This is a genomic window from Chitinophaga tropicalis (assembly GCF_009758205.1).
Taxonomy (GTDB): Bacteria; Bacteroidota; Bacteroidia; order Chitinophagales; family Chitinophagaceae; genus Chitinophaga; species Chitinophaga tropicalis.
The window spans coordinates 136892-152774 of sequence record NZ_WRXN01000012.1; the positions used below are offsets into that span (position 1 = coordinate 136892).

The following is a 15883-nucleotide window of genomic DNA, read 5'->3' on the forward strand; positions in this document are numbered from 1 at the left end:
AAAAATGCTGCCGTTTGATCTTATGTTCTAGTCAACAACTATCCCCTCTCCGATCTCATCATTTGCATGAACGATCACCTTTTCATCCGGCTGTAATGCACCGAAGATCTCGGTAGAATCGTTATGCCGGTTGCCTTCCTGTATATCTATCCATTTGGTACGCCCCTGTCTTACAGTCACTACATACTTCTTTTCCGTTGATGTTACTACAGCGCTGGCAGGCACGACCATGGCCTGATAAGAGCCTGTAACGGGAATAGTGATCTCAGCGTACATGCCAGGTTTCAGCAGATGCTGTACATTCTGTACGTCTGCTTCCACAGCTTCAGAACGATAGCGGTTGTTGAGGGAACCTGCCTGCCGGCTGATAGTCCCTGTAAATGTCCGGCCCGGCAGGGCATTGACCTGGAAAGAGATCTGTCTTGCAGAAGACAGCTGTGCGCTGTACACTTCCGGTACCTGTACCACCAGGCGCAACCTGTTCTCTTCTTCCAGCATCAGCATGGGCCGGCCATCGTTGCCGGCATTGGCAACCGGTCCAACCAGCGCTCCCGGGTGGATGTTACGTTCTGTGATCACCCCGTCAAAAGGCGCTGTTACTTTCAGATAGCCCCTGGTCACTTCCAGGGCACGTAAGTTGGCCAGTTCACTGTTCATAATGGCACTGTCTGCCGTCATTTTTGCCCCTGCTACTTCTACATCATGCTCGGAGATAGTGCCCGGTGTTTCATTTACTGCCAGTGTACGTTGGTAGTTGTCTTTGGAGGCCGCAAATACTGCTTTTGCCTGCAGGTATTTTGACTGGGCGGCGTAATACTGCTGGATCACCTCGGGTGCTTCCAGCTCCAGCAGCAGCTGTCCTTTGCGGACTACACTGCCCCTGTCTACCAGCACATTTTTTATAAAGCCGGCCGCCCGCGGATAAATGCTCACTTTCTGGTAGGGCTCCAGCACTGCCGGCAGCTGAATGCTGGACGATAAGGATCCGTGGACCACGGAAGCCAGTTCATAGCGGTTGTTATCTTCTGTTTTGATCTCTTTCTTTTTGGAAACCGCCTGCTGACAGGCGGCAAGACCTACAGCGCTTATGATGAACAGATATTTATACATGAGTGGATGTTGTTTTTAATTCGTCAATAAGATTATCAGGCATGAGAGATGGAGAAGCCAGGCTGCTCTTCCGTTGTATGCTGGCATATACCAGGGGTAGGATGAGCAATGCTGCCAGGGTGGAGGCTATCAGCCCTCCTATCACTGCCCGCCCCAGGGGGGCAGTCTGATCTCCGGATTCTCCCAGGCCGGTGGCCATGGGAACCATGCCTGCAATCATGGCCAGGCTGGTCATCAGGATAGGGCGTAAACGGATGCCTGCACTTGTGATCCCCGCCCGGTAAGCATCTTTAAACTCCAGTCGTAGTTTCTCTGCATTGGTGACTACCAGGATGGCGTTGGCTACAGATACGCCGGTAGACATGATCATGCCCATATAGGACTGCAGGTTGAGCGTAGCTCCCGTTAGCAGCAGCATGACGAGGGCGCCTGCAATTACTGCCGGTACTGTTACCAGCACTACCAGGCTCAGTTTAAATGACTGGTAATTAGCCGCCAGCAGGAGGAATATTACTACTATGGCCAGCAGCAGGCCGTTCTGCAGGCTGTTCAGCGTTTCTGTGAGCAGGCTGGAACTGCCTTTCAATTCTGTTTTCAGTCCTCTTGGCGGTGTACCCAATTCATCGATAGCATGCTGCACTACTTTGGTAGCCGCTCCGAGGTCTTTACCTGTTATATTCGCGCTGACGGTCACAAATCTCCTGGTGCCGGCCCTGTCAAACTCTCCCGGCATTTCACTGTTGGAGAAAATGGCTACATCTCCGAGCACAGGCCGGGCCTGACCTTTCACCAGTGGTATTTCCTTCAGGTCATTGATGGTTTGCATGATATATTCCGGCACCTGTACCTGCACCTGGTAAGTGTAGGCTACTTTTTCGTCCAGCCACTGGTTCTTTTCCGTAAAGCGGCTGCTGGACGTGGAGGCTGTTACAGAGCGGGCTACCTGGTACATATTGAGCCCCATCTGCGCAACTTTAAAACGGTCTATATCGATCTTAATGACAGGGTAATGCAAAGGCTGCGCTATCTGCACATCCCGCAGGAATGGCACTTCTTTCAGTTCTTTTACCAGCTTGCCTGCATACTTTTCTATCTGCTGCATATCTTTCCCCGCTACACGGACTTCTATGGGTGTTGCCGCTCCCTGGCTCATGATCTTCTCTGTCATATCTACCGGTTCGAAAGACACTCGCATTTCCGGCAGCCTGGCCTTGATCACGCTTCTCAGTGTATCCTTCAACGTTTCTATATCTACTTTGTAATCTTCATCCAGGTTTACCTGCAGTACTGCTTCATGTGTGCCGCTGTTAAAGATGTAGAGGTTACTGGTGCCGTAGCTGCTGGGAATAAGCCCTACGTAAGCAGAGCTGATGGCTACGTGCCCGTTCACGGTACTGTCTATGAGCTGCAGCACCTGGTGTACTTTTGCTTCTGTGCGTTCAAGGCGGGTGCCATCAGGTTCCCGCAGACGTAGCTGGAACTGACCGGTATTGACATGCGGCATAAGGTCTTTTCCTATCAGCATGAATGCACCTGCTGCTATACCAAAAGCCAATACCAGGTAGATGGTGGTTACCAGGCGGGAGCGTTTTCCCAGCCATTCCAGCAGCTGCAGGAAGCGGTCTTTAAAGCGGTCAAACCGGGTGCTGGTATGATGTTGCAGATCAGCCTCGATCTCTTTCACTTCTTCATTGTCAAGTGCAAGGCCGTGATTGAATTTCCCTTCTTTCAGCCACCAGTTGGCCAGTACGGGTACCAGTGATTGTGCCGCAAAATAGGAAGCGATCATTGCAAAGCCTATACTTAGTGACAAAGGCAGGAACATGGCCTTTGGCACACCGGTCATGATAAGTGAAGGGGCAAATACTGCCAGTATACATAGCAATATCAGCAACAGGGGGAAAGCAATTTCCTGGCATGCTTCATAGATAGCCTGTTTTTTTGACTTACCTATTTCCAGGTGCTGATGGATATTCTCTATTGTTACTGTGGCCTGGTCTACCAGTACTCCTATAGCCAGTGCAAGGCCGCTCAGCGTCATGAGGTTGATGGTCTGTCCGGCCAGGTATAAGCCAAGCACTGCTGCCAGTATGGCTACCGGGATGGTGATCACCACTACGAGGCAGCTCCGCAGATCTCTTAAGAATACCAGCACCATGATACCGGTAAGCAGGGCGCCCAGGATACCTTCTGTAAGCAGGCTTTTCACTGCGTTGATCACGAATACGGACTGATCAAACTCGTACGTCACCTTCACATCTTCCGGCAGGAGGCTTTGCATTTCCGGCAGCCGGGCTTTCAGTTGTTTTACCACATCCCAGGTAGAGGCATCTGCTGTTTTTACTACGGGTATGTATACGGAGCGTTTTCCGTTCACGAGTGCATAGTCGACCGTTACATCTGCAGCATCAGCAACGTTGGCCACATCCCTGATAAATACGGTAGAGTTGCCATTGGTGGTGATGGGAATGTCTCCGAAGTCCTGCACTTCTTTTTCGAGGGAGTTGATGGTGGTTACATACATGGTGTTATTGATCCTGATGTTGCCGGAGGGTGTCATCACATTGTTCTTTGCAATAGCTTCCACCACTTCATCTGCATTCATATTGAAGCTGCGTAAGCGGGCAGGATCTACATTCACAATCACGGAACGGGAGTTGGCCCCGAACGGTGGCGGGGCGGACAGTCCCGGTACGGAGCCGAACATGGGCCTCACACGTGTGTTGGCAAGGTCATAAATGTCTTTCAGTGACCTGTTGGGACAGCTGAACACCAGTTGTCCTACCGGTAGTGACGAGGCGTCAAAACGTACTACCTGTGGCGGTAATGCGCCCGGAGGGAAGAACTTCATGGCCCTGTTCACCTGCAGCGCCACCTGGGCCGAGGCTTCGGCCATATTGGTGGTTTCATAGAAAGTAAGTTTGATCATGGTCAGCCCCTGTATATTCTTACTGCTGATATTTTTAATGCCGTTCACATAGAGGAACTGGTCCTGCAAACGGGTGGCAAAGAAGCCTTCCATCTGTTGCGGGGACATACCACCATAAGGCTCTATCACGTAGATAGTGGGCAGGTTGAGCTTAGGAAAGATATCTATAGGGATATTGAGGACTGCCAGTATTGAAAAAAGGAACATGCCCAGGGTAAGCACTACCACGGACAATGGCTTTTTCAGTGCGGAAGTAACTAAAGACATAATAATGATTTTAAGGTTTACTGCTGCGTGCCACTTCCAGCTGTTGTAACAGCTCCCGGATAGTGTTGGCCGCATATGCTTCTGTCAGCAAGGCCTGCCAGGCTGTATTCCTGGTTTGTATAAGATCTGTTTCTGCACGGTTCAGCACATACAGGGCGTTGGTCACCTCAATGATGTTGGTTAACCCGCCCTTATACAATGCCATCTTCTGCAAAGCGGCTGCCCTTGCGGCATTCAGCTGTGCCGGCATTTCCTGCAGCTTCTCTGCGGCAGTTTGTATGTCCAGGCGCGCCTGTTGCAATTGGTTGTCCAGCATGGCGTGTGAGGCATCCAGTTGCTGAGCGGCAGCCTGGGTACGCAGGTGCTGCTCACGCACTTTGTCTTTTGTATGGCCGATGTCCATGAGGTTGTAGGTGATGGCCAGCCCTGCCATGTAGTTATAGCGGCTGACTCCCAGGCCTGTCATCAGGTCTTTGTTATAGATATCATTGTATTGTCCGCTGGAGCCGCGCAGCCAGCCTGCTGCCAGCAGGTTGACCTTAGGCAGCGCGGCTCTTTTTGTTACCTGTTCATGTTGCTGTTGCTGTAACAACAGGCCATTATAGTAGCGCAGCAAGGGATGTGCAGGTGTGATGGAGACTGTATCTGCCCCGGAGGTCAGTAATTGCGGCAGATGTTCGTCATACAGCGTATCTGGCTGTATGGCAGCGCTGTCCAGGCCTGTAAGGATACCGAGATGCGCGCGTACGCGATTATAGGCATTGCGGATGTCCAGGTAATTGAGCCGGGCTTTGGAAAGTTCTGCCGCAGCTATGGAGCTGTCCACTCCAGGTTTCAATCCGTGTAATACTATTGATGTAACGGCCTTCTGCACGGAGCGGGTGCGGGCAATGTTATCTTCCTGGATCTTCATCAGCCGGTGGTATTGCAGCAGGCCTATATAGTCCCGGACAACTGACAGTGTCAGATCATTGGCGGTAATATCTGCATCATAACCGGCTACTTTCTGTTTCTGCGCAGCCTCTTCACGTTGTGTGCGGTATGCGCCGAAGTTGTATATCTCCCATTGCACCTGCGCCAGCGCTATGTTGCCGCTCATCAGATCTGAACGGTTTCCATCCCTGATACCGCCAGATGTGGATGGTACGGTGCTGAGCGGAAAATAGGAGCCATAGATGCCGTTGTCTGTACCGACAGTGGCTTCCTCCATCAGTTTGACGGAGGGCCATCTGTTATGCCGTACATCAATACTCTGTGCTTCTGCCGCCTGGGATAAAGTTTGTTTTGCTTTTAATGAAGGATAATGTTGCAGGGTGAGTGTAACAGCCTGTTGCAATGTAAGCGTTTGTGCAAAGGAATGCCCTGTCATGCCTGTAAACAGGCATAACACCACTATACACACCCCTGCCCCTTTATGAAATATCATAAATGACAGTGTGAATTAAATTAGAAAATGATGGAAATACGATCTGTAGGATCAGGCTGTGGGAGGGCCCCGCCAGTCACTGAGCGTGACTGCTACGCTGATATATGATTCCTTATATCCTTTATAGACAGGAACGGAATAAATAAAGTTCAGAGGTTTGATGCGGATACTGGCAACAAACAGGAACAGCTCATGATAGTCATTCAGCGCCTTGGTGCGGAGCCTGTGCTGCTGGAACATATTGCAGGGCTCCAGCTGTACGGCGCGCGGTTTTGCAGCAGAGAATGAATGGAGAACTGTGTCAATGCGGGAAACAGTATTGGCAACATGCGGGCCTCCCTGTAGTACAGGCAGGATAAATATACCTAATAAAAACAGTAACAGCCGTTTCAATTGAGACCCATTTTAATTGATGATGCAAGATACCCAAACATCTTTATAAATGACAGCCCCCTTCCCTCTTTTAAGCGAATTATAATACCGTTGTACCGGAGCGCATATACCAGTTCAGTATATTTGCTTTATGAACTGTCTCATTATAGACGATAATAAGCTGGCCCGTACTGCCATGAAACAGCTGGTAAGCCATGTGGACGGGTTGCAGGTGCTGGGTGAATGTGCCAGTGCCATAGAGGCATATAACCTGTTGCAGAAGGAAAAGATAGATCTGTTGCTGCTGGATATTGAAATGCCGGGAATGAGCGGTATAGAGTTGACCCGCAACCTGGGGAAACAGGGGCCTGTCATCATCTTCACTACGGCTAAAAAGGATTACGCGGTAGAGGCGTTTGAGCTGAATGTAGCGGATTATCTTATTAAGCCTGTCAGCCCTGCCAGGTTTATCCAGGCTATAGATAAGGCCAGGGAGATCGTATCCGGCAGTTCAAAGGAACTGCACAGTTCGGATAGTGAATTTGTCTTTATCAGGGACAATGGAGTACTGAAAAGGATCAGCCTGGACGACATACTTTACCTGGAAGCCATGGGTGATTATGTAAAGCTGCATATTACGCAGAAGTTCCATGCTATTCATTCCACTTTAAAAGCGGTAGAAGAGAAACTGCCTCCTTCCCGTTTCATGCGTGTACACCGTTCTTATATTGTAGCATTGGATAAGATTGATGCTATAGAAGACGGCGCCATCATTATCAGAAAGGAGGCAGTGCCTGTAGCCGATGCTTACCGGGCTGCACTCAACAGCCGGCTCAATTTATTATAAGCTGTTAAGGGCCTGTTGCAGGTAACCGGTAAGGCGGTTTATTGCGGCAGCAGCAATGCCTATCTGTTCGTCAGCCTCTTTCCATTCTCTTTGTTCAATAGCTTCCCTGATACCGGGTAATGTCTTCACGCCGTAGCCGGTATAAAAACCAGGTGCATAGATGACGTGTTTGTACCAGGAGCGGTTAGGTAAGCCTTTATCTGACAGCAACTGCTGTTCCGCCTGGAACAGGGCTTTGTTGAAAGCCTCCAGTTTTGCGGCAGGCACCTGTTTCTTATTCCATACATCGTATACACGGCGGGATACGCTGTCCAGTCCAACAAGGGCATTCTGCAATCTTGAGAAGTCTATATAAGGCACTTCAGATTTGGGTGCGGGTGCTTTTAGCGGCTTGGTGGCATCGCTGGTGACCTGGTAGACATTGCTGTTTATGAGCTGGTTGTCTGTCAGGGTGGTTTCCCTCATCTGGTCTGCCAGTGTTACCAGCTCTGTAGTATAGCCGTTCACGGTTTTATACAGGCTACGGAAATCGAAAGGCAGCAGGTCAGCATCTGCCAGTCTTAATGCCGCATGTCCGCCAACTTTTGCCAGTGCTGTTCCGTATGCGAACCCGGGATCTTTAAAGCGGGAGTAGTTATCGTAAGTATCGTAGATGGAGTGGTATTCTCCTCCTGCCCCTTCTCCGCCGAAACCTATGTTCAGGGAAGGGATGCCCAGGTGCTGCAGGAAAGTGGAATAGTCGGAGCCGGAGCCCAGGGCGCTCAGGGTCAGGTCTTTCTTGTTGAGCAGGTCTTTCTTTGCTTTGGTGTTAGATGCCGCTGCTACATCTGAAGCCAGTTTCCTTTCTGCGATGCTGATGTTTGTCTGCGGATCGCTGATATCTTTTGCTATCTCCGCCACAAAGGGTTCCAGTGCGTGAGAACCACCGGCACCGAGGTATCCTCTGCTGTTGCCGTCTGAATTGATATATGCCACAACCTTTTGCTGTAGTTCTGCGGCATGTTCTTCCGCCCATTCTGTTGAGCCCAGCAGGCCGGGTTCTTCACCGTCCCATGCGGTATAGACCAGGGTCCTTTTAGGTCTGTATCCTTTCTTAGCCAGGTCGCCGATGGCGCGGGCTTCTTCCAGTAATGCCGCCAGGCCGCTTACCGGGTCTGCAGCCCCATATACCCATGCGTCATGGTGATTGCCACGGATGACCCATTGATCAGGGTATTCGCTGCCTTTCAGTGTAGCCACTACATTATATGCAGGCACTATTTTCCAGTCAAACTCCAGTTTCAGGTGTACTTTGGTCTTACCTGGCCCTACATGATAGGTGAAAGGCAGGGCGCCTCTCCAGGATTCAGGAGCTACGGGCCCACCCAGGGCTTCCAGTAATGGAGCTGCGTCATGATAGCTGATGGGTAGTACGGGTATCTTCAGGAGGTTGGGAGCGGCGGAGCGTTCCAGGCGTTGGGCCTTTTCCGTTGCCCCTACCCCTGGCGTCAGCGGATCTCCGGGGTATACTACTATATCCAGTACGGACCCACGCTGTACGCCGTATTCGCTTTTATATGCCCCCTGGGGGTATACTTCTCCCTGGTAATAACCATCATCTTCAGGATCAGAATAGATGATGGTGCCGATGGCGCCGTGTTCCTGCGCTACTTTTGGCTTGGTACCTCTCCAGGAGCGGCCGTATCTGGCTATTACTATCTTTCCTTTTACATCTATTCCCAGGCGTTCCAGGTATTCATAGTCTTCCGGCAGTCCGTAGTTGACGAATACCAGTTCGCCGGTTACATCTCCGTCTGCGCTCCAGGCGTTATAAGTAGGAAGCTCGTCCGGCTGGCCGGTAGTAGGATCTTCCTTTAAGGCAGGTTCTTTCAGAACGGCTTTATAGTTGTCAGGGTATACTGCTTCCAGTATCCTTGTTTTGGGCGTAGGGAACAATACCTGGAAGGTTTCTATCCTGGCATCCCATCCGTAGCTTTTGAACTGCTGGAGAATGTTTTCGGCCACCCATTTATCTCTCGGTATTCCGAGGTAATGTTGTTTTTCGGTAAGTGTCTTAATGTTCTTTCCGATGGCTTCAGCGCTGAGAAGCTTATCGAACCTGGCTTCCAGTTCCTGTTGTTGTGCAGCGTGCCCGCCGGTAAACCCGGCAGGTTTGTTCTGTGCATGTGCACTATGCAGCACGAAGAGTGCAATAGCGAGGGCACAGGTAGTTTTCATCATGTTCATTGCAGAAGAGGGTTTATTAGTCTACTTAATTAGTAGGTAAATATACCGGTTATTCTTTATTTTTCATTATCCCCGACGACAGTTTTTCCTTTTCCACCGATGGCTGTTGCCTGTTAACCCAAATCTGCCGGCCCGGGGCATGTTGCTGTTGTACCTTTAGGTCAACAAACTAATTGATCACTTAAAAAAGAAAGAGTCATGAAAAAGTTAGGAATAATGATGGCAGCAGCCATGATACTTGCAGGTACCGCAACTTATGCAAACATTAAACCTGCACATTCTGCAAAAGCAGCTACAACTGTTACAGCACAGCAGGAAAAGCCAACAGCATCAACAGCAAAGACTACAAAAAAGTCTCATAAGAAACATCATCACGCAAAGAAAGCAGCAGCAGCAACTACGGCTCCAAAGGCAAAATAAGGAATTACCGCTTCTGAAAAATACGGGTTACGGGTGAGCCTTTGTTCATCCGTAATTCCGTACTAACATCCTGGTTTAGTTTTTGTGCTGATTGCGGGTTAAGGACTTAATCATGAAAGTCGCTTCTGTCTACGGCAAAGGCGATTTTTGTGATATTTTTTCTTCGCGCTGCGCGCAGCTAAAAATCAAACTGCGACACTAGCTAATTCGTATTTATCTTTGTATCTCACTTACGGATTATCTGATCACAATGCAGCCGAAACTGGTCAAATATTATTTAATGGCCCTGTTCATTGCAGGGCTATTCCTGTTCATAGTGCTGCAGTTCAACTCCGCACAGAATATCCGCAAGCTCATTTCCGGTAATGAGCAGCTGCTGGCAGAACTGAATGTGAAGAATGAATTACAGAAGCTGCAGACAAGTATTGCCAAAACTGACAGTAAGGTAAGAGGCACTGTTATATCGCAGGATACGCTTAATATTACGGGTATTGAAGCGGAAGTAGCCCTTATCAGGGCAGAGCTTACCGAGATCAACAAGCTGGTGAGGAGCGACAGTACGGAGAAACTGCTTACCCAGCTCAACTATCTTGTTGATGAAAAGAATAATTTCAATGTAGCGGTGCTGGATTCCTTCTATGGCAAAGGCAAATGGTCTGCAGAGCGGATGATCAATGCCCAGAAGGGGAAGCGTCTCGGAGAAGCTATAAACAATATCCTTCACCAGCTGGACAGCACCCGGCAAACGGCTGTTAACCATACTACCCAGGTCATAGATACCAGTGGCCGCAAGGCGCTGAACTGGGGCACTGTAATGCTCTTTTTTGCGGGCATTGCCAGCCTCCTTTCCTTCCTTTACATTACCAGCAGGATCTATAAACAGGAGCAGCTGATAGATGCGCTTGACCAGTCCCGCGAGAAAGAAAAGAAACTGGCCGCTGTAAAAGATCAGTTCCTGGCTAATATGAGCCATGAGATACGTACTCCCATGAACGCTGTGCTGGGTTTTACCAACTTATTGCGGCAACAGCCCCTTAATGAAAGGTCTGAAGAATATGTAACGGCTATCCAGCATGCAGGAGAAAACCTGCTGGAGATCATCAACGATATACTGGATATCTCTAAAATAGAATCGGGGATGATGCGGCTGGAGCCGGTGTCTTTCAGCCTTCGGGGAATGCTGCATTCGTTACAGCTGATGTTCGGGCCTAAAGCAAGGGAAAAGCAGCTGGAGCTGACAGTGACGATAGACCAGGAAGTACCGGACCTCCTGTATGGTGATGTGGTGCGTCTTACACAGGTGCTGGTCAACCTGACCAACAATGCCATCAAGTTCACCGCCAGGGGCAGTGTAGCTATCAGGGTAGAGCGTATCAGTGCTATTCCCCAAACGGTATACCTGCGTTTCAGCGTTACCGATACAGGGATAGGAATAGCGCGGGATAAGCTGCCTGCTATTTTTGACCGTTTCAGCCAGGCGGAGGCGGATACCACCCGTAAATTCGGTGGCACAGGGCTTGGGCTTACCATCGTTAAACAACTGGTGGAACTGCAGCATGGGAAGATATCTGTGGAGAGCGAGCCTGGCAGGGGAAGCACGTTCATTGTTGAACTGCCTTATGCGCCGGGTGAGCTGCAGGCAGAGAACGGGGAGAATTATCTGCCTGAAAACTATATACTTCCACATGAAACGGACATACGGCTGCTGGTAGCGGAAGATAACCGCATGAACCAGCATCTGTTACGTCACCTGCTTACCAACAGGAAGTTTCACTTCCAGCTGGTGAACAACGGGCAGGAGGCATTGGCCGCTCTCAGCAATCATCATTTTGACCTGATATTAATGGATATACAGATGCCTGAAATGGATGGTTATACCACGGCCAGGAAGATACGTATGGAGCTGCAGTCCAATATACCTATCATTGCTATGACAGCCCATGCTATGGCCGGGGAAAGGGAAAGATGCCTGCAGGCGGGTATGAATGAATACCTTGCCAAGCCTATCCGGGAGGAAGAGCTGTTCCGGCTTATCCATGTATTTACCGGGAAGGCTGCCAGCCCCGAACTGTTTGCTCACCTGAACGGGCATACACATGTGCAGGAAGAAAAGCTGGTGCAGCTTGAATACCTGCAGCAGCTGTCCCGCGGAGACAAGGAGTTTGAAAAGAATATGCTGCAGCAGTTTGTTACCCAGCTGCCGGAAGACCTTTCCCGGCTTAAGCAGGCTATAGAAACGGATGATATACCCGGTATACGCAGTACTGCCCATAACCTGAAGACCACCGTATCTTTTATAGGCCTGCAGACAAGGCTGGAACCGCTGCTTTCCTCCCTGGAAAGAACGGATACCGGTAAGTACCAGGCAACTGCCGTAGCTACTACCTTTGATACGCTTAAACAGCTATGCATGCAGGCCATGCAGGAAACATTACAGATACTTCTGTAAATACCCTGACTTCACTTTCTCCTTTTTCAACGACACTTCGTCCCTTTTCACCGAAACCGCCCGGAAAACGGCCTCTGATGCCCGTAAATTTACATCAGAAACAATAACAAGATTTCTCAATCATTCTAAAACTAAAGATCATGAACTTCAAGAAAAGTCTTATTGTAGCGGCTGTATTTATGAGCATGAGCGCAATCACTTTCGCACAGACTCCTGCACAGAAACCTGCAAAGAAAGAAAAAGCTAAAACAGAGAAAGCTGTTTCTGATACTGCTAAAGCTGCTCATAAAGGTCATAAGCCTGCTGCAAAGAAAGGCGCCTGATCAGCTAACAAGAGGAAATCATTTCAGGGCTGGCCGGTTGGCCGGCCTTTTTTGTGGCAATATTTTAATCCTGCTTTCTTTAAATCTGACAAAAAAGTGATTTTTTTTGGTCCGGATGAGCTGGAAAAGAATAGAATTATTAATTTTACGCCGCATAATACTTTACCCCGTTCCACCCTCTTCTGCCGCGAAAGAAAGATAGCAGTACAGAAGCCATTGAGTTAACGCGGTTTAAGACATCTGATACCTGTCACACAAATCCTGTTAAAAAGAAGTATGCTGTTCCCAGCCATGGCTATGCTATGTCTTTGAGGACCCAGTTTAAGCATTTTAACGTTTGAAATATTAAAGTGGACTTTTTTGTTTCTATTATGAGAACCCGGACAATCTGTAGCAATGTAAACTATTGTTTGAGCTCACCACAACCCGATGTAACAAGACACAATATCGATCCGTCCTCCGGACAGGAAGGACGGGCATAACCATTAATGTTCAATATCATAAATTATGATTCGCGTTATTACTATTGATGATCACCCCATTGTACTGGAAGGCCTTAAGAACCTGTTCTCCAATGACCCGGATATTATACTGGAGAAGCAACTGACATCGGGAACAGATGCCTTAGAGGCTTTACAGGAAACGCAGCCAGATATTATCCTGCTTGATATTAACCTGCAGGATATAAATGGGGTCACACTTTGTGCTGATATCAAAAAAGAGTATAGCCATGTAAGTATCATAGTGTTCAGCAACAGCAATGACAGGAATGTAATATTATCTGCGCTGGCAAATGGCGCCAGTGGTTATATACTTAAGAACACTCCTAATGAAGAGATACCGGATGCTGTCAGGAAAGTATATGGCGGTGGTATATATTTCTGTTCCGGTACGCAGAAGATACTTAATAGTACAAGCCCTGAGTCTGTTTTGCAATTGCCTCAGCTTACCAGCCGGGAGAGGGAGATATTAGCGTTGATAGGCCAAGGGAATACTTCCCAGGAAATTGCTTCGCAGTTATTTATCAGTGCATATACGGTTGATGGCCACAGGAAGAAAATGATGAAGAAGTTTAAAGTAAATAGTATGATGGCTATTATAAAGATCGCGACTGAACATAGTCTCATGTAGGCCCCCTAATTTCAGGGATGTGAAAAACACCTATTACAGGGATTGTTCTGTATACATTGCTTATCTATTTTTGTTACCAGTTTCATATCAGAATTATTTAAAAAGAACTGCTCAGAATTTGCTTTCGCCTCCGGCAAAAGCAAATTTCTGAGGGGATATTTTCTTGCGCTACGCGCGGTTGAGAAATCAGAGGGGATGTATGAAGCTTAAAGTTTCAGAAGATCTTTTTGAGAGCAGATTTTTGCATGGTGAGTAGCTTAGCGTATCAAAGACATCTTTACAGGACGAATTTCCACACGGTAAACAGCTTATTTTAGTTATTACGTAAACGATCAATAAAACCCTTATAAATGCTGCCACCACCAGCATTCAGACACCCCTATTTTCTCAAGGCCATTAAACCCTGGAATAAATGTTAACGGAACTTAATAAACTTGCTGCCTTTATTGGACAAACACCCCTGATCCGGCTGGAAAATGACAAAGCCAATCTCTTTGCCAAATTAGAGTACAACAATTTCTCAGGCAGCTCAAAAGACCGGGCGGCCTTCAGCATTATCTACAACGGCATCAGATCAGGCGCTATCAATGCGGGAACTACTATCATTGCTTCCAGCTCCGGCAACCTTGCCATAGCTGCAGCTTCAATCTGTAAGAGGTTACACCTGAAATTCATTCCGGTTATAGACCCTAATATCAATAAGGCCTATGAGTCGCTGCTCAACCTGATTTCATACAGAGTTGTAAAAGTGACTAAAAGAGACCATACCGGCGGTTACCTGCTTACCAGGATAGACACTGTAAATGAGCTGTATGCCAGTACAACCAACGCCTTTATTGCTGACCAGTATGCAGACCCGAATAACTACAAAGGGTACTATGGTCTTGGACAGGAGATCGTCTCTTCTTTCGATAAGCTGGACTATATCTTCATTGCTGTAAGCTCCAGCGGCGCGATTACAGGCATCTCCAAAAGCGTGAAACAACAAAGACCCGGGATCAGGGTAGTTGGAGTGGACGTTGAAGGCTCCGTCATTTTCAGTAAAGAAGGAGGCAAACGGTATATTTCCGGTATCGGCGCCAGTAAAGTGCCTCCTATCATCGAAAATGCCATTATAGATGATGTAGTGATCGTTTCACAACTGGACCTGATCAGAGGCTGCCACGAACTCCTGGATGAGCAGGCCATCTTTGCAGGCGCTTCTTCAGGCGCTGTTTACCTGGCTGCCAAAAACTATGTGAAATACAGTCAGCATACTGATGAACCTACATCCCTGCTGATATTTCCCGATAAAGGCCATACTTACCTGGACACTATTTACGACGGAGACTGGGTGGAGCAACTGGCGGAAAAACTGCAACCTGCCGCTTCTGCGCAATAATGATTCTCATCATCTAAAGAATAATATATGCTCTATCTGAATGCTGATGATATCAGCTCAATCGGATTTGACTGGAAAGAACTGACCGGAGTGATCAGTGAAGCCATCATAGCCCTTGACAGGAATGATTATTCACAACCTATAAAACCTTACCTGCGGTATGGAGATCCGAAGAACAGGATCATTGCCATGCCTGCCTACCTGGGCGGTACCCTGCCGATGGCAGGGATCAAATGGATAGCCAGTTTCCCGGACAATATCTACAAAAACAAACTCCGGGCAAACTCCGTAACCATATTGAATGAGCCTGACAGCGGTGTTCCCCTTTGTGTCATCAATACTTCACTTATCAGTGCAGTAAGAACAGCTGCTGTATCCGGCCTGATGATAGTCAAATATCTTGAAGCCAACATTTCCGGCAGAAAACTTACCATTGGCATAAACGGCTTTGGGCCAATCGGGAGGATGCACCTTAAAATGGCTGCCGCTATACTGGGCAACAGGATAGAAAAGATCTTCCTTCATGACATTGCCGGTATTGACAAAGAGCAGGTAGATCCTGAGCTCAGGAGCCTTGTGGAAATTGCCTCTTCATGGGAAGAGGTATATTCTGATGCAGACATCTTTATGACCTGTACTGTTTCTGCTGCTCCTTATATAGACAAAGCGCCGCGTAACGGTTCATTACAACTGAATGTTTCCCTGCGCGACTATAAAGTGGACATGAAAGACCATATGAGCGCTATTGTAGTGGACGACTGGGACGAAGTATGCCGTCAGAACACGGATATTGAGAATATGCACAAAGTGAAAGGATTGCAGAAACAGGATACGCTTTCTATTGCCGATGTTGTTTGCAAAGATGCATTGAGGCAATATGCGGCACCATCTGTTGTGATGTTCAACCCTATGGGGATGGCCATCTTCGATATTGCAACAGGCTATTATTACTACAGGGAAGCCATTGCAAGAAAGACCGGTTCTGAAATGCCCGACTGATAA

At 48.3% G+C, this 15883-nt stretch carries 12 protein-coding genes; 7 read left to right on the plus strand and 5 right to left on the minus strand.

Annotated features, from left to right (window positions below; translation table 11 throughout):
• Positions 1 to 27: 27 nt before the first annotated feature.
• From GO493_RS23470 to GO493_RS23485, 4 genes are read right to left on the minus strand one after another with little or no spacing between them, the layout of a single operon-like run.
• Entirely contained in the window at positions 28 to 1110 is a 1083-nt protein-coding gene (locus GO493_RS23470) for an efflux RND transporter periplasmic adaptor subunit (protein WP_157308671.1), read from the minus strand.
• Entirely contained in the window at positions 1103 to 4306 is a 3204-nt protein-coding gene (locus GO493_RS23475; protein WP_157308672.1) for an efflux RND transporter permease subunit, read from the minus strand. The genes GO493_RS23470 and GO493_RS23475 overlap by 8 nt, the downstream gene beginning before the upstream one ends.
• 10 nt (positions 4307 to 4316) lie before the next feature.
• The gene (locus tag GO493_RS23480; RefSeq protein ID WP_157308673.1) at positions 4317 to 5732 is read right to left on the minus strand and encodes a TolC family protein; all 1416 of its coding nucleotides are present in this window, start codon (positions 5730 to 5732) and stop codon (positions 4317 to 4319) included.
• A gap of 51 nt (positions 5733 to 5783) precedes the next feature.
• Positions 5784 to 6125: a hypothetical protein gene (locus tag GO493_RS23485; protein ID WP_157308674.1), complete on the minus strand. Its 342-nt coding sequence runs from the start codon at positions 6123 to 6125 to the stop codon at positions 5784 to 5786.
• Between the two features lie 130 nt (positions 6126 to 6255).
• On the opposite strand from GO493_RS23485, the gene GO493_RS23490 reads away from it, so the two are divergent.
• Entirely contained in the window at positions 6256 to 6951 is a 696-nt protein-coding gene (locus GO493_RS23490; RefSeq protein WP_157308675.1) for a LytR/AlgR family response regulator transcription factor, read from the plus strand.
• On the opposite strand, the gene GO493_RS23495 is transcribed toward GO493_RS23490, so the two are convergent.
• Positions 6946 to 9177, minus strand: a complete 2232-nt coding sequence (locus GO493_RS23495; protein ID WP_157308676.1) for a transferrin receptor-like dimerization domain-containing protein — start codon at positions 9175 to 9177, stop codon at positions 6946 to 6948. The two genes, GO493_RS23490 and GO493_RS23495, sit on opposite strands and share 6 nt — an antisense overlap.
• A 198-nt stretch (positions 9178 to 9375) precedes the next feature.
• Between GO493_RS23495 and GO493_RS23500 the strand changes: the two genes are divergently transcribed.
• From GO493_RS23500 to GO493_RS23525, 6 genes are all read left to right on the plus strand, one after another.
• Positions 9376 to 9597, plus strand: a complete 222-nt coding sequence (locus tag GO493_RS23500; protein ID WP_157308677.1) for a hypothetical protein — start codon at positions 9376 to 9378, stop codon at positions 9595 to 9597.
• Between the two features lie 250 nt (positions 9598 to 9847).
• Positions 9848 to 12046, plus strand: a complete 2199-nt coding sequence (locus GO493_RS23505) for an ATP-binding protein (RefSeq protein ID WP_157308678.1) — start codon at positions 9848 to 9850, stop codon at positions 12044 to 12046.
• A gap of 140 nt (positions 12047 to 12186) precedes the next feature.
• Complete coding sequence (locus GO493_RS23510; RefSeq protein WP_157308679.1) at positions 12187 to 12369, plus strand: hypothetical protein; 183 nt, start codon at positions 12187 to 12189, stop codon at positions 12367 to 12369.
• A gap of 507 nt (positions 12370 to 12876) precedes the next feature.
• Complete coding sequence (locus tag GO493_RS23515) at positions 12877 to 13500, plus strand: response regulator (RefSeq protein ID WP_157308680.1); 624 nt, start codon at positions 12877 to 12879, stop codon at positions 13498 to 13500.
• Between the two features lie 412 nt (positions 13501 to 13912).
• Entirely contained in the window at positions 13913 to 14881 is a 969-nt protein-coding gene (locus GO493_RS23520; RefSeq protein ID WP_157308681.1) for a pyridoxal-phosphate dependent enzyme, read from the plus strand.
• A gap of 27 nt (positions 14882 to 14908) precedes the next feature.
• On the plus strand, positions 14909 to 15880 hold the full coding sequence (locus tag GO493_RS23525; protein WP_157308682.1) for a 2,3-diaminopropionate biosynthesis protein SbnB: 972 nt from the start codon (positions 14909 to 14911) through the stop codon (positions 15878 to 15880).
• Positions 15881 to 15883 lie beyond the last annotated feature (3 nt).